Annotated in this window: 15 protein-coding genes; 13 read left to right on the forward strand and 2 right to left on the reverse strand. The window is 44.7% G+C overall.

The annotated features are described in order from the left end of the window. Nucleotides 1–184 precede the first annotated feature (184 nt). The 4 genes from QM870_RS00085 (at nt 185) to QM870_RS00100 (ending at nt 3,761) form a co-directional block, all read left to right on the forward strand. Entirely contained in the window at nt 185–865 is a 681-nt protein-coding gene (locus QM870_RS00085) for a YoaK family protein (protein ID WP_277838803.1), read from the forward strand. 486 nt (nt 866–1,351) lie between these two features. After that, the gene (locus QM870_RS00090) at nt 1,352–1,849 is read left to right on the forward strand and encodes a GAF domain-containing protein (RefSeq protein WP_414367960.1); all 498 of its coding nucleotides are present in this window, start codon (nt 1,352–1,354) and stop codon (nt 1,847–1,849) included. Then, nucleotides 1,849–3,525, forward strand: a complete 1,677-nt coding sequence (gene dnaX, locus QM870_RS00095; protein WP_414367962.1) for a DNA polymerase III subunit gamma/tau — start codon at nt 1,849–1,851, stop codon at nt 3,523–3,525. Before QM870_RS00090 ends, dnaX begins: the two co-directional genes overlap by 1 nt. 38 nt (nt 3,526–3,563) lie before the next feature. Next, nucleotides 3,564–3,761, forward strand: a complete 198-nt coding sequence (locus QM870_RS00100; RefSeq protein ID WP_013903789.1) for a DUF3272 family protein — start codon at nt 3,564–3,566, stop codon at nt 3,759–3,761. 41 nt (nt 3,762–3,802) lie between these two features. Here QM870_RS00100 and QM870_RS00105 read toward each other — a convergent pair whose 3' ends face one another. Both QM870_RS00105 and QM870_RS00110 read right to left on the reverse strand, forming a co-directional pair. Further along, nucleotides 3,803–5,347 carry a helix-turn-helix domain-containing protein gene (locus tag QM870_RS00105; protein ID WP_414367965.1) on the reverse strand — a complete coding sequence of 515 codons (1,545 nt, stop codon included), beginning with the start codon at nt 5,345–5,347 and terminating at the stop codon, nt 3,803–3,805. Further along, on the reverse strand, nt 5,328–6,995 hold the full coding sequence (locus QM870_RS00110) for a sensor histidine kinase (protein WP_414367967.1): 1,668 nt from the start codon (nt 6,993–6,995) through the stop codon (nt 5,328–5,330). Before QM870_RS00110 ends, QM870_RS00105 begins: the two co-directional genes overlap by 20 nt. Before the next feature lie 195 nt (nt 6,996–7,190). Between QM870_RS00110 and QM870_RS00115 the strand changes: the two genes are divergently transcribed. The 9 genes from QM870_RS00115 (at nt 7,191) to QM870_RS00155 (ending at nt 17,142) form a co-directional block, all read left to right on the forward strand. Further along, nucleotides 7,191–8,108 carry an ABC transporter permease gene (locus tag QM870_RS00115; RefSeq protein WP_070665232.1) on the forward strand — a complete coding sequence of 306 codons (918 nt, stop codon included), beginning with the start codon at nt 7,191–7,193 and terminating at the stop codon, nt 8,106–8,108. Nucleotides 8,109–8,123: 15 nt separating this feature from the next. Continuing rightward, entirely contained in the window at nt 8,124–9,020 is an 897-nt protein-coding gene (locus QM870_RS00120) for a carbohydrate ABC transporter permease (RefSeq protein WP_021153491.1), read from the forward strand. 9 nt (nt 9,021–9,029) lie between these two features. After that, nucleotides 9,030–10,592: a type 2 periplasmic-binding domain-containing protein gene (locus tag QM870_RS00125; protein ID WP_049472611.1), complete on the forward strand. Its 1,563-nt coding sequence runs from the start codon at nt 9,030–9,032 to the stop codon at nt 10,590–10,592. Between the two features lie 104 nt (nt 10,593–10,696). Beyond that, a complete protein-coding gene (locus QM870_RS00130) occupies nt 10,697–11,335 on the forward strand; it encodes a YesL family protein (protein WP_049491958.1) in 639 nt (212 codons plus the stop codon). 459 nt (nt 11,336–11,794) lie between these two features. Beyond that, nucleotides 11,795–13,057, forward strand: a complete 1,263-nt coding sequence (locus QM870_RS00135; protein WP_155124793.1) for an ABC transporter permease — start codon at nt 11,795–11,797, stop codon at nt 13,055–13,057. A gap of 6 nt (nt 13,058–13,063) precedes the next feature. After that, the gene (locus QM870_RS00140) at nt 13,064–13,705 is read left to right on the forward strand and encodes an ABC transporter ATP-binding protein (protein ID WP_049472614.1); all 642 of its coding nucleotides are present in this window, start codon (nt 13,064–13,066) and stop codon (nt 13,703–13,705) included. A gap of 12 nt (nt 13,706–13,717) precedes the next feature. Beyond that, on the forward strand, nt 13,718–15,094 hold the full coding sequence (locus QM870_RS00145; RefSeq protein WP_155124794.1) for an ABC transporter permease: 1,377 nt from the start codon (nt 13,718–13,720) through the stop codon (nt 15,092–15,094). Nucleotides 15,095–15,166: 72 nt separating this feature from the next. Next, complete coding sequence (locus QM870_RS00150) at nt 15,167–15,820, forward strand: response regulator transcription factor (protein ID WP_070846066.1); 654 nt, start codon at nt 15,167–15,169, stop codon at nt 15,818–15,820. After that, nucleotides 15,817–17,142: a sensor histidine kinase gene (locus QM870_RS00155; RefSeq protein WP_155124795.1), complete on the forward strand. Its 1,326-nt coding sequence runs from the start codon at nt 15,817–15,819 to the stop codon at nt 17,140–17,142. Before QM870_RS00150 ends, QM870_RS00155 begins: the two co-directional genes overlap by 4 nt. Nucleotides 17,143–17,299: the final 157 nt, after the last annotated feature.

Consider the following 17,299-nt stretch of genomic DNA (forward strand, 5'->3'; position numbering starts at 1 on the left):
AAGAGGGCAATCGATCTCCAATCCTATAACAATAGTTGGAATTACGGAATGTCTCAGTAGTTGGTGAGACTCTTCATTCGCTAAAAGACTCAGAAGAGTTCTCAATCAACTTTGTGGGGGTGGTATGGGAAATGTTTATTTAAATATTTTCTACCACTCCCTCTTTTTCCTAAGGAGAATGAAAATGAAAAGGGAGTTTCATTCGCGGACTAAGGCGTTCGCTTGTTTATTGACCATGTGTGCTGGTTTTTCAGATGCTTATACCTTTATTTGTCGGGGTGGGACCTTGGCGGCAGGCCAGACGGGAAATGTGGTCTTTCTATCGGTTGGTTTGATCGGCCAGCAGATCTCAGATGTAGAAGTGAAGTTAGCCACGATGCTGGCCTTTATGCTGGGGATCTTTTTAATGACGGTCTTGCGTCGCTTGATTGATAATTCAGTCTGGCGCTTGAGTACCCTAGTGCCCTATATCCTCACAACTTTGGTGACGGGATTTTTGCCAGCATCGGTAAAAAATGTCTTCATCGTGCCTTTTTTTGGACTGAGTTTGGGAATCGTAGCGACCTCATTTGGAGAAGTAGGTAGCTATGCCTACAACCACTCTTTTATGACCGGAAATCTCAAGAAAACCATGGTAGCTTATGGAAATTTTGTTAGAGACAGGGAGATGAAATTCCTCTGGGAAGCCATCTTTATGACCTGCCTGATCGGGAGTTTCGTCTGTGGGGCCATCTTTTCGACCTACTTGATCCAGTTTTATGGACTAAAGACGATTTGGCTGGTGGCCATCATCTTGACCATCTTTTTAATCTACCGGGCCATTCAATATTTTGAAGTCTTTCACTTCAATCGGCTGCATGAATAGATAAAGGTATCATAAAAAACTTTCCTTAGGTGAGTGCGGACGTCAGCGAACTTCTTTTAAGAAGTTCCATGACTAATTATTGAGCCTAAGGTCTCAATAATTCCGTGTGCCTGAAGCAGTTAAGCTTCAGGCACTTTTCTCACAGCGGAAAGTTTAGTATATTCTTTATCAATTTAAATTAATGAGACCTCGATTTTATCTCTTTTCAGAATCGCTTAAGTTATTTTACTAAAAATTAGTTTATCTATATTCCAGAGGCTGGGACAAAAGTCCTAGCCTCTCCATTATCTTTGGATTGTCGAGCAAGACGCAGTGGTTGAGTGGGCTCTACTACGCTGATTTCATCAGCTTTTACAGCCCTACTCAACTGTGCAGAGGTGGGACGACGAAATCGAATTCTAATGAATTACCGATTTCTGTCCCACTCTCTTTTCTTTCGCTGTTTGAAGCTTAATTTTTGGGCAAATATTTGGTATAATGGAAGGTATGAAACATTCGGAAAAAGAATCACAATACCAGCTCTTGCTGGCTCAGTTAGACGCTCTCTTAACAGGAGAAAGCAATGCCTTGGCTAATCTGTCCAATGCCAGTGCGCTGTTAAATCAAGCCCTGCCTCGTTCGGTCTTTGCGGGTTTTTATTTGTATGACCAAACGGAATTGATCTTGGGACCTTTTCAGGGAGGTGTTTCTTGTGTCCATATCGCTCTTGGAAAGGGTGTCTGTGGAGAAGCAGCTCAAAAGCAGGAAACCATGATTGTCGATGATGTGCGCCAGCATGCCAACTATATTTCCTGTGATAGTCGGACTATGAGTGAGATTGTGGTGCCTATGGTCAAGGACGGTCAGCTCCTTGGAGTTTTAGATCTGGATTCGGAGTGTGTCTCTGACTATGATCAGCTGGATCAGGAGTATTTGGAAGAGTTTGTCGCTCTCTTGATCGAAAAGACAAACTGGGACTTTAAGATGTTTGGAGTTAAGAACTAATGTATCAAGCTTTATATCGGAAATACCGTAGCCAGACCTTTGGTCAATTGGTTGGCCAGCAAGTGGTGGCACGGACATTGAGACAGGCCGTCGAGCAGGACAAGATCAGCCATGCCTATCTCTTTTCTGGACCTCGTGGTACTGGGAAAACCAGTGTGGCCAAGATCTTTGCTAAGGCTATGAACTGTCCTAATCAAGTCAATGGGGAGCCGTGTAACAACTGCTATATCTGTGAATCCATTACCAATGGGAGTCTTGAAGATGTTATCGAGATCGATGCAGCCTCTAACAATGGGGTCGATGAAATTCGCGATATTCGCGACAAGTCGACCTATGCTCCAAGTCTAGCCAAGCACAAGGTTTACATTATCGATGAGGTCCACATGCTCTCGACAGGGGCCTTTAATGCCTTGTTGAAGACGCTGGAAGAGCCGACGGAAAATGTAGTTTTTATCCTCGCAACGACAGAGTTGCACAAAATTCCTGCAACTATTTTGTCACGGGTCCAACGCTTTGAATTCAAATCCATCAAACTGCCAGATATCGTTCACCATTTGGAAAGCATCCTAGCTACAGAAGGGATTGCCTATGAAGCAGATGCTGTGCAGATCATCGCTCGACGCGCTGAAGGTGGGATGCGGGATGCCTTGTCCATTTTGGACCAAGCCCTTAGTCTGACTGCAGGTAGTGAGTTAACGACCGCGATTGCCGAAGAGATCACCGGCTCCATCAGTCTAGCTGCGCTCGATCAGTACGTGGCTGCCATCCTGGCTCATGATGCGACAGCGGCGCTCGACCAGCTCGCGATTATCTTTGATAATGGCAAGAATATGGCTCGTTTTGTCGCGGACTTACTTCAATACCTGAGAGATCTCTTGATTGTTCAGACAGGTGGAGAAAATACCCATGCTAGTGCATTATTCGCGGCCAACCTTGTAGCCGATCAAGCTCGTCTCTTTGCTCTGATTGATCAGGCGACGACTAGTCTATCAGATATCAAAAACAGCCTGCAACCGCGCATTTATACTGAAATGATGACCATTAAATTGGCGGAAAGTACGGCTCAAGCTTCTAACGCTGCAGTAGTTGAACTTCCTTCCAATGTGCTAGCTCAGCTGGAAGACTTGAAGAAGGAAGTCGCTCAGCTCAAGCAACAATTGACCCAAGCTGGTGGTAGCCTTCCTGCCTCAAAACCTCCTGTAGCTCGTCCAACCAAATCTAGTAAAGGCTACCGAGCAGATCGCAACAAGGTGAACGCGATTTTACAAGAGGCAGTCGAAAACCCAGAACTGGCTCGAACCAACTTGATCCGCCTCCAGAATGCATGGGGGGAAATTATCGAAAGCTTGGCAGGTGCAGATAAGGCTCTCTTGATCGGATCTCAACCGGTTGCTGCCAATGAAAATCACGCGATTTTAGCTTTTGAGTCGGCCTTCAATGCCGAACAGACCATGAAGCGGGAAAACCTCAATACCATGTTTGGCAATATCCTCAGCAATGCTGCAGGCTTCTCTCCAGAGATTCTAGCAGTTTCTCTAGAGGAGTGGACTCAAATCCGGGCAGAGTTTTCCGCTAAGACGCGTGGACAAAAAGCCGAAGTGGTGGAAGAAGAGGAAAGCGTCATCCCTGAGGAATTTACCTTCCTATCCGATAAAATTACCCTTCAAGACGATTAATACATGAATTTTTTACCGAATCATGGTAAAATAATGATATGAATACAAAACAATTTGCAGTGATAGCAGTCTTTACTGCTATGGAGACTTATTTTTTCAATGAAGCGACCATGGCGGGTCAGATGCTCTTTGCATTCTTTTGGGCCCTCTTGATCCTGCGCAATCTTCAAACGGCCTATATGGTGGAGAAAATTGCAAGTGCGATTGAAAAAGAAATGAAGAAGAAAAGAAAATAAAACCTTTGAAAAGAAATTCTTTTTCAAAGGTTTTTTTGTATTTAATAGACCTCTTGGCATTGTTTGCGGTAATCTCCTGGGGAGAGACCGACTTTTTGTTTAAAGGCCTTTGTAAAGTAGGAGTAGTTGTCGTAGCCAACTTGGAGAGCAACTTGATAAATAGGGGTATCGCTTTGTGAGAGCATTTCTTTTGCGGCGGCCATTCGTTTATCAGTGATGTATTTCATCAGGGTAGTGCCCGTATCGCGCTTAAAAATCCGTGCTAGATGATCGGGACTAAGAAAAACCATCTCTGCTAGCTTGGTGCGACTGATATCCTCCTTGTAATGGTGGTCTATGTAGTCAGTGATCCGCTGGATGAGATTGGACTGGTGTTCAAGATCAATCACATAATGGCGAGCCGAGCTCCAGTAATCTCCGATATAGGCTTCAAAAGCTTCGATGGCATGAAAACGTCGTTCGAAGAGAAATTGATGGTGTTTGTTTTGAAATAACTTGTGAGCGAGAATTCCGTTTTTATCCAAGTAAATCCCAATCTGCTGGGTCCAGTCTAGCTGGAGTTTGCTAAGAGCCGAGAGCGGGATGCGATCCTGACTCTCTAAGCTATGAATGATTTGGAGGAGCTGTTCCGTCTCCAGCTGATTTGTAAACGTGAGCGATGTCCGATATGCGGGTTTTTGAGCTTCTGGATTGCTGGAAGTGTAGGAGTGGATACTGTTCCAATGAAAGACTTGTTCGTCACTGTATTGGCAGAGTTGAAGAGCCTTCATTAAGAGGGTTTCAAGGGAAATCGTATCTGAGTAAAGAAGGATTGAGGATCGGTCTAAGTCTTGCTGGATCTTCTGCTGGATGGCCTTTAGGAAGTCTGCACACTCTGCGTTTTGATTTTTTTTGAAGAGGCAGAGGTAGCGATCGGTCTGGTTTTCGATTTTACTGAGAGCGCAGTAGTGGACAGGGAAATCCAGGGAGAGATCCTTGATACAATGGCGGAGCTGCAAGCGCCAAGAAGGGACACTGGGCTGAAAGTCTTCTTCAACTAAGTGGAGGGTGATGAGGACCAAAAGGTAGTCTTCATGTGGTTTGGGGCTATAACCCCGTTTTGTCACTTCTTGAAGGAGCTGTTCTGCTTGAGATGGACGCGGTTTTCGCAAGTAGTCATGCCAAAATTCAGCTTCTTTTTGCCCTTGCTGGGCTAATTGGGTCGCACTCTTGTGGCGCTTGATCTTATTGAGTGCTTTTTGAATGATAAATTCTAAGCGGTCGGGGTCAATCGGTTTGAGGTAGTATTCAAAACTTTGGAGTTCAATGGCTTTTTGGGCATAATTAAAATCAGCATAATTGGTGAGGAAGATCGTTTGAATGTCATATTTTTCTGACCGGACCCAGGCTAGGAGATCTAACCCACTGCCTTGTGGCATCTCGATATCACTGATCATGAGGGCAATCGGGTGACTTTGAATGATGGCTTGGGCTTGGCTCAGACTGGAGGCAGTATATACCTGCTCAATGCCCAAGGCTTCCCAATGGATGGTTTCCTGTAGGGCTTTAATGATAAAACGATCATCGTCAACGAGTAGGATATTCATGTGTGTCTCCTTTGTAGGGTTCATAAGGAAGGCTCAGTTGGATGCGGGCACCTCCTTGGGATCCATTTGAAAATTGAAGCGTGTAGTGATCTGGATAGAGGAGATCTAGTCGCTCCCGTGCATTGGTCAAACCAATGTGGTGGCCATCTTCAGTGACTAAGGATTTTTTCTCTTCTAGATCTTGTAAGATAGCGGAGCTAAAACCAGGACCATTATCCTGAAGGGAAATGGCAAGGTGTTGGTTTGCTTCTTCATGAATGGAAAGCTGAATGTGGAAGGAATCTTGGAAGGAAAAGCCGTGTTTGATGGCATTTTCCACAAAGGTTTGTAAAAGCAGGGGTGGAATAGCCGCATCTTTTAGACCAGGATCCCAGTCCAGGTCAAAGTGGATACTGTCCCCATAGCGGATTTTCTGGATTTCTAGGTAATTTCGGATATGTTGGATTTCATCTGCTAAGCGATTGAAATCTTGATTGGCCTGAAAGAGGTGACGCAAGTAGTTGGAAGTCACCTTGGTCAACTCCTCGATTTCCTTATAGTCCTTGGTTTGGAGCATGCTGTGAATCATGGAAAGCATGTTGAGGTAAAAATGGGGTCGGACTTGATTTTTGAGATAGTTGAGTTCGACTTTTTTGAGATTGAGTTGCGCGTGGTAGGCTCGAATTTGGAGGTCTTTCATATGGATCAGAACCTGATTGAGCTTGTGATTGGCCTGATCGATCTCTAAGATCCCTTGGTCTTCGATCACATCTAGCTTGGTAGAAGCAGCATCTAGCTGCGAAAGACGTTGGGTGAGTCGTTTCATCGGTTGGATCATCCGTTGACGAATATAAAGGATCAGAATGGTAGAGAGAACGGCGATGATCAAAGGGACCAAGGAGAGAAGGGTTTCCAGTACGATATTTGTACGGAAAACGTCTCCGTAATCGACCGTCACATACAGATCAAAAGGCAGGTGGGTTTGATTGCTACCGGCTTGAATGACGGAATCTGTAGCATGGATCTGGTTGGGGCGATCGATGGATAAGCGCCCTTTTTTTCCAATATTGAGCTTTTGCAAGGGTTTTAAAATATCCTGGGTAGAAATGATGGCATAGATAGCCTTGCCCTTGTAATGGAGGGATTTTAAGAGATAATCATGCTGGTTCAGGCTGATTCGTTGCCATTTTTGATTGGTCTTGTCTGTTTCTTTGTCATAGGTTTTAAGATGATCTTTCAATTGTACATAGTCCAGGTAGGGCAGTTGAAGACTGGAGGCATTGAAAAAATGGGGGATATCTCTTGTCTCTATGAAAAAGGTGATGGGGCTATCCATCTGGTACTGGAACTCCGTGAAATCAATCCGCAGTTTTTTTAGATTTTCATGAAAATCTGTGAAATCAAGTGGGGTATTGAGCTCTGTCAAATAGTCATTGTGACTAATGGTACTGTACATAAAACGCTCAACGGAGTGAAGCTCTGTATTTAAGGAATCCGCATAGATATGAATCGAGTCCTCTAAATGGAGCATATTTTGGTGTTTAATAAAATTTCGGCTAATCCCACCAATCAAAAGGTTGATCAAGGTATTGACGACTAAGAGGAGAAAGAGTAGGCGCGAAAAAAATTGAATCGAGTGATCTCGTGTACTTCTGTGAATAGCTTTCATAATGAGCACCTCACATATATTATAGCACTATTTGAAAACGGATTCATGAACAAAACCGATAGTAAAGTAAAAAAAATCGGGAAAGTGCATGTTTTTGTGTGGAGAAAACGGAAAAGTGAATGAAGATGCACGAAAAAGTTCTATAAAGATGGAAAGGATTCCTATAAAATAGAGGAGAAAGAAAAGGAGGGCCTTATGAAAAGCGAAGTTAATGCGAAGCAGAGCAAATGTAAGAAAAATATTCCTTTATATGTGCTGCTCCTGCCATCGATTATTTTATTGATTTTATTTGCCTATATCCCTATGGCGGGTCTAGTCATCGCTTTTAAAGATTACTCTCCCGCTACTGGGATATTTGGAAGTCCTTGGGCTGGTCTCAAGTATTTTAACCAGTTCTTCTCATCCTTCCAATTTGCAACAACCATGAAGAATACCTTGAAAATTTCTATTTACAGTATTCTGGTTGGTTTTCCCTTGCCGATTGTTCTAGCCATTATTTGCAACCAGATTCGTGTAGGCAAGTTCAAAAAAATCTTTCAAGTAACAACTTATTTGCCTCATTTTATCTCGACCATGGTCATGTGTGGGATGATTATTCTCTTTCTCTCTCCAAGTAGTGGACTGTTAGCCAATGTCCTCAAATTGGTCGGCTTAAAGATGCCTGCCCTCTTATCTAAACCAGGTAGCTTTGCGGGTGTCTATGTCTGGAGCGATGTCTGGCAACATATCGGTTGGGATAGTATCATCTATCTAGCCGCTCTATCGGCCATTGATCCGACCTTTTATGAAGCAGCGACTATGGACGGGGCGAGTCGATTGCAAAAAATCCGTCATATTGACTTACCCTTACTGTTACCAACGGCCATGATTCTCTTGATTCTCAGAGCAGGAAGCTTACTCAGTGTTGGTTTTGAAAAGGTCTTGCTCTTGCAAAATCCACTCAATCTGGCAGGAAGTGAAATCATTTCGACCTATGTCTACAAAGTGGGGATGATTAATTTTCAATATAGTTATTCGACAGCGATCGGTCTCTTTAATACCTTGGTCAACTTGATCATCTTACTGTCGGTTAACTGGTTTGCGAAACGCTATACCAAGACGGGATTGTTCTAGAAAGGAGGAGAAATTGTGAAACTATTTCAACATGCGAGAAAGACTAAGTCAGAAATCCTCTTTGATATTTTTATCTATGGTCTAGCGATTTGCTTGATTCTGTTGATTGTTTACCCTTTGTGGTTTGTCATTATTGCCTCCTTTAGTAATCCGTCTGATGTGGCAACTGGTAAAGTTTGGTTTATCCCGAAGGAATGGCGACTAGACGGCTATCAACGATTGATTGAGCAGCCGTTATTTCTAAAGAGCTATCTCAACACCATCCTTTACACGGTTGTGGGGACCATCGTTGCTCTGGTCATTAATATCCCGGCTGGTTACGCCTTGTCGCGAAAGGACCTTTTTGCTAAGAAATGGGTCAGTGTCTTCTTTATCGTTCCCATGTTTGTCTCTGGGGGCTTGATTCCCATTTATTTGACAGTGAAACAAATGGGGTTGGTTGACACCTTCTGGGTGATGGTTGTACCGTTTGCAGTATCACCTTACAATATAGTTGTAGCTCGGACTTTCTTCAACAATAGTATTCCAGAAGGGATGTGGGAAGCTGCCCAGATCGATGGTTGCGGAACCATTCACTACTTTAGAAAGATCGTGCTCCCCTTGTCCAAGGCTATTATTGCAGTTATTGGACTTTGGACAGCAGTAGGGATCTGGAATTCTTGGTTCAATGCCCTGATTTATTTGACCAATGAAAATCTTCAACCCCTACAACTGATCCTGCGCCGTCTCTTAATTAGTAATCAAATGTTGCAATCGCAAGCAACAGGGGAGGTAGCTTCTGACCTCCGTATTAAGGCTGATATGATGAAATATGCAGCCATCGTTATCTCAACAGCACCAATTATGATGCTGTATCCATTCGTCCAAAAATACTTTAATCAAGGTGTCATGATAGGGGCCTTGAAAGAATAGGAGAAGATCATGAAAAACAGGAAATTTGCCTATCTGCTCCTTGGAGCAGCTGCTTTAGCTGGCTTGACGGCTTGTGGAGCTTCCACAAATAAATCAAGCAATGACAAGAATGATGGAAATACCTTCAAGATCACGACCGTTCGTTGGTCGGATTGGGGGGAAGACTATCACAAAGGTTTTCTAGATGATTCAGCCAAGGAATCAGGTATCAAGATCAAATGGGATACCATGGTGGCTGCAGACTGGTCGGATAAGAAATCTGTCCTTGTAGCCAGTGGAGATTTACCAGACGCTTTCTTGGGATCCAATGCCTTCACGGATTCTGAAATCGCTCAGAACCAAAACATGTTCATTCCATTGGAAGACTTGATCAAGGATAATATGCCAAACTTGAACAAGGCCTTTGAAAAAGAACCAAAATTAAAAGCCATGGTGACCAACCCAGATGGTCATATTTACAGCCTGCCTAAGAAATTGCCAATGCGGCCAATCGTCGGCAACCAGCTCTTTATTAATAAGAAATGGTTGGACAACCTTGGCTTGAAGATGCCCGAAACCTATGATGAATTGGTGACTGTTTTACAAGCCTTTAAGGATAAGGATGCTAATGGCAATGGGGATGTCAATGATGAAATTCCATTTGGTTCTGGTAACTTTGATCCGACCTTCTCTTATATCTTGCCATTCAACAACCGTCTGGGTGGAGATAATACCTATGAAATGTCCGTCAAAGATGGCAAGCCGGTCTATCTACGAACAGAAGAAAGTTATAAACAAGGGATAGCGGCTATGCATGAAGCCTACAAGAAAGGCTTGATCGACCCTGAACTCTTTACAGAAGATACCTCTATGTCTGTTGCCAAACGGATGGATAAGGGTGTGGCGCGTGTCGGTGTGTCAAGTGGTTGGACAGCAGATGCAACCTTCGGCCAACATGCTAGCGAATATGCTCCTCTCCCAGCATTGAAAGGCCCAGATGGCAAACAATATGTCATTTCTGACCCAGATCATTTGAACTATGGACGAAATGAAATCCTGATCACGAATAAGTGCAAGGACCCTGCAAAATTGCTCAAATGGTTGGATAAATTCTACAAGGATGATGCTAGCATCCAAAACTTCTATGGATCCTTTGGTATTGCGACTGAAAAAGATGGCGATAAGTACAAGGTCTTGGCTCCAAAAGATGGTAAATCAGCCGATGAATGGGCTTGGATCAATTCCCTTCGTGACTTTGGACCAAAATATGTGTCTGATGATATCAATAGTCATGTCGACATCGACCAAACACAAGGTGATGGTCTCAAATTGAAGATGGACAAAGAATTGAAACAATACGCTTTGCCAGCATATCCAAATGTCATCTACTCTCAAGAAGAATTGAACAAATTATCCTCTATTTATGTAGATATCAACTCCTATGTTACCCAACAAGCTTCTAAATGGGTAGTAGAAGGGGGCATTGAAAAAGAATGGGATGATTACAAAGCAACCTTGAAGAAGATGGGCATTGATGACTTTATGAAGATTCAACAGGATGCCTATGATCGTTACCAAAAAGAAGTGAAGTAACAGGGGTCTAAATGGATTCAAGTAAGTAACTCAGGGGCGTAGAGCCCCTGAGTGCTTCCGTAGAGGAAGTAGCAGAAATTGAGATGAAGAACAAGGAGAAGAAGATGCAAAAATTATTTTCATTGGATGGACGCTTGGTCAAGACTTTGACCCGGTTGACAGACATTATTATCTTGAACACCTTGTTTATCGTTTGCTGCCTTCCGGTTCTCACGATCGGTGCATCGCTTACGGCTTTAGCAACCATGTGGCACCGCTTGTTGAAAGGGGAAAATACGGATCTCGTCTTTCATTTTTTCCGTCTCTTTCGCGCCAATTTCAAGCAAGCGACGGTGATTTGGCTGACTTGCCTAGGACTATCAGCCCTTCTTTATCTGGATTACTGTCTTTTTTCAAATACGGCCTTTTTAAGTGAGTATGGGATTTGGATCTTGCTTCCCTTTATCGTCCTTCTATGTGGAGGGATGACCTTGATCTTCCCTTATATTGGACTCTTTGAAGACCCTACAAGAAAGGTCTGTCTGAATAGTTTCCTCATTGCTCTCTTAAATCCTATTCAAACCATCTTTCTTATCTTCTTCAATCTGGCAGTGATTTATATCAGTCTCAGTAGTCCTGAACGGTTACTGACAGCTATTTATCTCTTTACCTTTGGAGGTTTCGCTCTTTGGAGCTTCTTGAATGTCCGACTGACCGATCAGATCTTTTCAAATATCCAAGAAGGAGAAATCTTTGAAAAATGAAGTCAAGGAAATGGGACGTATGTTTTCTTGATATTATTTAAATCGAATAAAGTTTCCTAGATTTTTAGGAAACGATAGAGAGTAGCACAACTTTTTTTGCTAAAAAACTAAGTGATGCTTAAAAGAATAAATGATATCGGCTTTTAACCTTATTCAAACATATGCTGAAACTTTCCGCTGTGAGAAAAGTGCTAGAAACATAATTGTTTCTAGCACTCGGGAGTTTTGGAACTTTAGGTCCAAAACTAAGTCATGGAACTTTGAAGAAGTTCGCTGACGTCCGTTCTCACCTAAGGAAAGTTTCTTTGGTGACTTTTTCTCAATCCGAAGTTTCCTAGAAAATCTAGGAAACTTTTTCTATTTCATAAACATTTCACATTTCTTTTCTATAATAACTATAACAAATGATGAAAGCGTCCACATTGTATTGTCGTGGACCTTGAAATGGAGGGTAAGATCATGCTCTTACAACAGGCAATCGCCTATATTTCTCGAAAAAGAACGAGGAATCTGGTCCTCTTTCTGATTCTCCTCTTGATCCTTTCTTGCTTGTATTTCTGTTTTTCACTGATGCAAGTGGGAGAAAGGTTGGAGGACCATATCAAACAGTCGGCTGGGACCAGCTTTGCCCTGACCAGTAAGCAGGGGGCTACTCCCTTTGCACTGAAGGAGGCTAAAAAGGTGCAGCAGCTAGCTGGGGTGGGAGCCATGGTTCCTCAATATGAAAGTCCCGTTCGTATTCTTGGTAAAGAAGCGGTGACTGGGCAGCAGTCGGTAGAGCGGGATGATTTGGGTCAGGAAGCTAAGCAAGCGCTAGGCGCTGTTTTTACCCAGAAGACAGACCAGCACCTAGATTTCCGCAGTGGCAGTTTTCAACTGGTGCAAGGCAAGCACTTATCCGATAAGGCTCGCGGGCAGATCTTGATTCACCAAGAGTTGGCTAAGAAGAATAAGCTAAAGGTCGGAGATTCCTTGACCTTATCCAGCTTTCAGATGGGAGAGACTCCTGCCAAAGAGCAAACCTTTAAAATCGTTGGGATCTTTTCGGGTAAGAAACAGGAAAAATTCACAGGAATGACCTCTGATTTGAGTGAGAATCAAGTCTACCTTTCTTATGAGGATGCGACCAAGCTTCTTGGTCACAGTCAGCAAGAAGTGACCCAGGTCACCTTTGGCGTCAAAGATCCTGAGAAAATCGATGCGCTCTTGAAGCAAGTCAAAAGCTTGAATCTAGATTGGCAATCGCTACGCGTGGTCGAAGATCGCAAGGCCTTTGACCAGATGAAGGAATCCTCTCAGACCCTAGAAGGCCTGGTGCGGATCATGATGATCTTCCTCCTAGTGACAGGAGCCGGTGCTCTATCGCTCTTACTCAGTCTCTGGACACGGGAGCGGATCCATGAAATCGGGGTGCTCTTATCCATTGGGAAGAGCAAGGGCCGGATTTTTAGACAGTTCCTCTTGGAAGTGGTGCTGGTATCCTTACTAGCAGTGATCCCAGCCTTTCTCATCGGGCGGATGGTCAGCCATCGTTTCTTAGAGCAGTTTGTCGGACAGACCGGTCAACAGCAGACCCTAGACTTGCTCAACCAAGTCCCTCAAGGCCTTTCCTTAGGAATCGCCTATGCTAGCCTCTTGTGCTTGATCCTTCTGTCGCTCGGTGTAACGACCAGCATGATCTGGCGCAAGACCCCAAAAGAAATATTAACAAAAATGAGTTAAGGAGAAATGACATATATGCTAGAACTCAAACATGTATCCTATAGTTACCAAAGCTACCAAGAAGAGATCTTCTCAGACGTGAACTATCAGTTCAAAAATGGGACTTTTTACAGCATTATCGGTCAGTCTGGAGCAGGGAAATCAACCCTCCTATCCCTCTTGGCTGGTCTGGACAATCCCAAGAAGGGACAGGTTCTCTTTGATGGGGAGGACATCCAGACCAAAGGGTCTAGCTACCACCGCAAGCACCATGTCTCCCTGGTCTTTCAGAATTACAATCTGATTGACTATTTGACGCCACTTGAAAATGTTCGCCTGGTCAACAAACAGGCAGGGAAAGACATTCTCTTGGAATTGGGGCTGGACGAAACGCAAATCAAACGCAATGTCCTGCAACTATCTGGAGGGCAGCAGCAACGGGTGGCCATTGCGCGTGCGCTCGTTTCAGAAGCACCTGTCATCTTGGCAGATGAGCCAACAGGAAACCTAGACGAACAGACAGCGGGTGACATTATTGCCATTTTAAAGAAGTTGGCCAAGGAACGCCAAAAATGTGTCATTGTCGTCACCCACAGTAAGGAAGTGGCAGAGGCCTCCGATGTGGTCTTGGAATTGAGTCGCCGTAGCCTCGTTGAGAAGAGCAAGTAAGGAGGGAATGCTATGTTGCGAAATGCTTTTGCTTATATCACACGTAAATGGCCCAAGTCTCTCTTGCTCTTTGCCATCATTCTCCTCATGGGGACCTTGAGCTTGATCGGACTCTCCATGAAGGGAGCGACCCAAAAAGCTTCATCGGAAAGCCTGGGATCCATCACCAATAGCTTCTCCATGCAGATCAACCGACGGACCAATCCGGGAACCCCTCGGGGAGCTGGGAATCTCAGAGGAGAGGATATCGAAAAAATCAGCCAGGTAGAGGGGATCACCTCCTCCATCAAGCGGATCAATGCCATCGCGGATATACTAGACCACGAGATCATTGAGACCGAAGAAACCCTGCAAAATCAATCTCCAGAGCGGGCCAAGCACTTCAAGAATACCTTGATGGTGACAGGGGTCAATGACTCTTCTAAAGAAGATAAGTTTGTCTCTGGAGCCTACAAGCTGGTCCAAGGGGAGCACCTGACGGATAAGGACAAAAACCAAATCCTCATGCATGAAGATTTGGCGAAAAAGAATGGCCTCAAGGTAGGCGATAAGGTGCGTCTCAAGTCTAATCTCTACGATGCTGACAATGAAAAAGGAGCCAATGAAACCGTCGAAGTGACCATTAAGGGTCTGTTTTCAGGGAAGAACCAAGCTCCTCTAACTTACGCCCAAGAATTGTATGAAGATACCCTCATTTCTGACCTAGATACAGCTGCCAAGCTCTATGGCAATACTGTTCAAACAGCTACCTATGAGGATGCGACCTTCTTTGCCAAGGGGGATCAGGACCTCGATCAATTGATCGAAAAAATCAAAGCCTTGGATATCCCATGGAATTACTTTGACTTGGTTAAGAGCTCTTCCAACTACCCAGCCTTGCAAAAATCGATCAGCAGCATGTTCCAAGTGGCGGACTACTTGTTTATCGGTAGCCTCATCTTTGCTAGCTTGCTTCTCACCCTTCTCCTCGTCTTGTGGCTCAATGCCCGTCGCAGAGAAGTGGGAATCTTGTTGGCTTTGGGACTCTCCAAGGTGCAGATTGCAGGGCAATTCGTGGCAGAATTGGTCATGATTTCCATCCCAGCCTTCCTCCTCTCCTATGGAGTTGCAGGACTTCTTGCCAAAACAGTCGGAGATACGGTACTCAAGAACGTAACCAGTGGCATTGCCAAACAAATGGCTCAAGAATCCTCTGCAGCCAACCTTGGTGGTGGAGCTGAGGCAGAAAGCTTCAGTAAGACCCTAACAGACCTCCATATGGACATCCAACCGAGCCAATTGTTGGTGATTGTTTTGGTTGGCGGCCTCCTCTTGATTCTCGTATCCATCCTTTCTTCTCAATGGCTCTTGCATAAGAAACCAAAAGATCTCTTGGTGGATGTCGAATAAGAGATTGTTTCCTAAAATAGAAATAGGGTATAATAGGAGGTAGAAGAAGTTTCTTAGATAAAAGGAAAGTGTATGAAGATACTAATCGTAGAAGATGAAGTCCTGATTCGCGAAGGGATGAGCGACTATCTCATGGAATGTGGCTATGAGGTCTTTGAAGCAGGTGATGGGCAGGAGGCCTTGGACCTCTTTCACAGAGAAGCGCCAGATCTGGTCTTGCTGGATATCCAGCTCCCTATCCTCAATGGCTTGGAAGTGCTCAAGACCATCCGGAAGACCAGCTCGGTGCCTGTCCTCATGCTGACGGCCTTCCATGACGAGGACTATAAGTTGACGGCCTTTGGAGAGTTGGCAGATGGCTACCTGGAAAAACCCTTCTCCTTGTCACTTTTAAAGGTCCGTATCGAAGCTATTTTTAAAAAGCTCCAGCCTTCCCGGGTCTTCACCTATGGAGAGGCACGGGTGGATTTTGAGAGCTACACAGCCAGCCTAGCTGGTCAACCTATCTCCATGAATGCCAAGGAGTTGGAGATCTTGGAATACTTGCTCCAGCATGAGGGCAAGGCCCGGACCCGCTCTCAGATCCTCGATGCCGTCTGGAAGGAGACAGAGGAGATTCCTTTTGATCGGGTGATCGATGTCTATATCAAGGAACTACGAAAAAAACTAGAGCTGGACTGTATCGTAACGGTACGCAATGTCGGCTATAAATTGGAGAGACCATGACCAAACGAAGTATCTTTGCAAAGATCTTTCTGATCACCTTTGCCCTATTTAGTGGCTTAGTCATCCTTCTACACGCTTCGGTTTACTTTATTTTCCCCTCGACCTATATCGAGTCCCAGCGCCAGACGATTTTGAAGAAATCCCAGGCCCTGGCCAAGAGTTTCCAAGGCCAGGAAGAAGGAACCATTGAGTCGGTCATTGACCTTTATTCCAAGACCAACGATATCAAGGTCTCGATCAAGGGCAAGGAAAAACAGAATGCCCTAGAGGTCAAGGATGACCTGCTCCTGAACCCTAACAGTCAGAACAATTCCCTGGTCATTGAGGAGCGAAAGATCCAGACCAAAGAGGGAAAAGACTTGACCTTGCAATTCTTAGCAACCGTCGATTCGCAAAAGGAAGCGCGGGACATCAGTCTGGGCTTTCTTCCCTATAGTCTTCTTGCTTCCTTTGTTCTGTCAGTGATTGCCTCCTATCTCTATGCCCGCCTGATTTCTGCTCCGATCCTTGAGATCAAGCAGATGACCAAGCGGATGAAGCGCTTGGATCGGACAGCCAGTCTTCCCATTCACTCGCAGGATGAGATCGGCGTTCTCAAGCAACAGATCAACGACCTCTATCACCATCTCCTAGAGGTGATTGACAATCTAGAGCAGCAAAAACAAGAAAATCTGAAGTTGGAGCAGATGAAGGTCGAATTCCTACGGGGAGCCTCGCATGAGCTCAAGACGCCTCTGGCCAGCTTGAAGATTATCCTAGAAAATATGCGGGATAAGATCGGCCGCTACAAGGACCGGGACCGCTATCTGTCGGTCTCCCTCGATATCGTCGATGAGATGAACCAGATCGTCCTAGAAATCCTGTCCCTGTCCTCTGTCCAAGAATTGGCCGGAGACAAGGAATGGATCCAGTTGGATCAGGTCGTAGAGCAGATCCTCGACCAGTACAAGGTCTTGGCTCAATCTCGCTCGCTCATGATTGACAATCAGATCCCAGTCAAACCAGTCTATATGAACCCAGCGATTCTGAAATTGGTCCTCTCAAATGTTATCAGTAATGCCGTCAAACATTCGGATGCCGGTGGAGAGATCCAGCTCCGTCTCGAAGAGGAAGGGACGCACTTGGCGATTGAAAATACCAGCCAGGAAATGGTAGAGACCGCTGAAATGCCAATGACCGCTAGTCGCCAGAAGAAGGAAGGCGGCCTGGGGCTCTTCGTGGTCCAACACTTGCTAGACCATGAAGAACTGGCCTATCAATTTGATAAAACAGCTATGGGCCTACGCTTCCGTATGGAACTGCCCAAGGAGCCACAAGAATAATTGAGAGGCTGGGACAAAAGTCCTAGCCTCTCAATTGTTTTTGGATTGTCGAGCAAGACGCAGTGGTTGAGTGGGCTCTACTACGCTGATTTCATCAGCTTTTACAGCCCTACTCAACTGTGCGGAGGTGGGACGACGAAATCGAATTCTAACGAAT

Origin of the sequence: Streptococcus parasanguinis, from assembly GCF_047463195.1 — a bacterium.
Taxonomy (GTDB): domain Bacteria; phylum Bacillota; class Bacilli; order Lactobacillales; family Streptococcaceae; genus Streptococcus; species Streptococcus parasanguinis_R.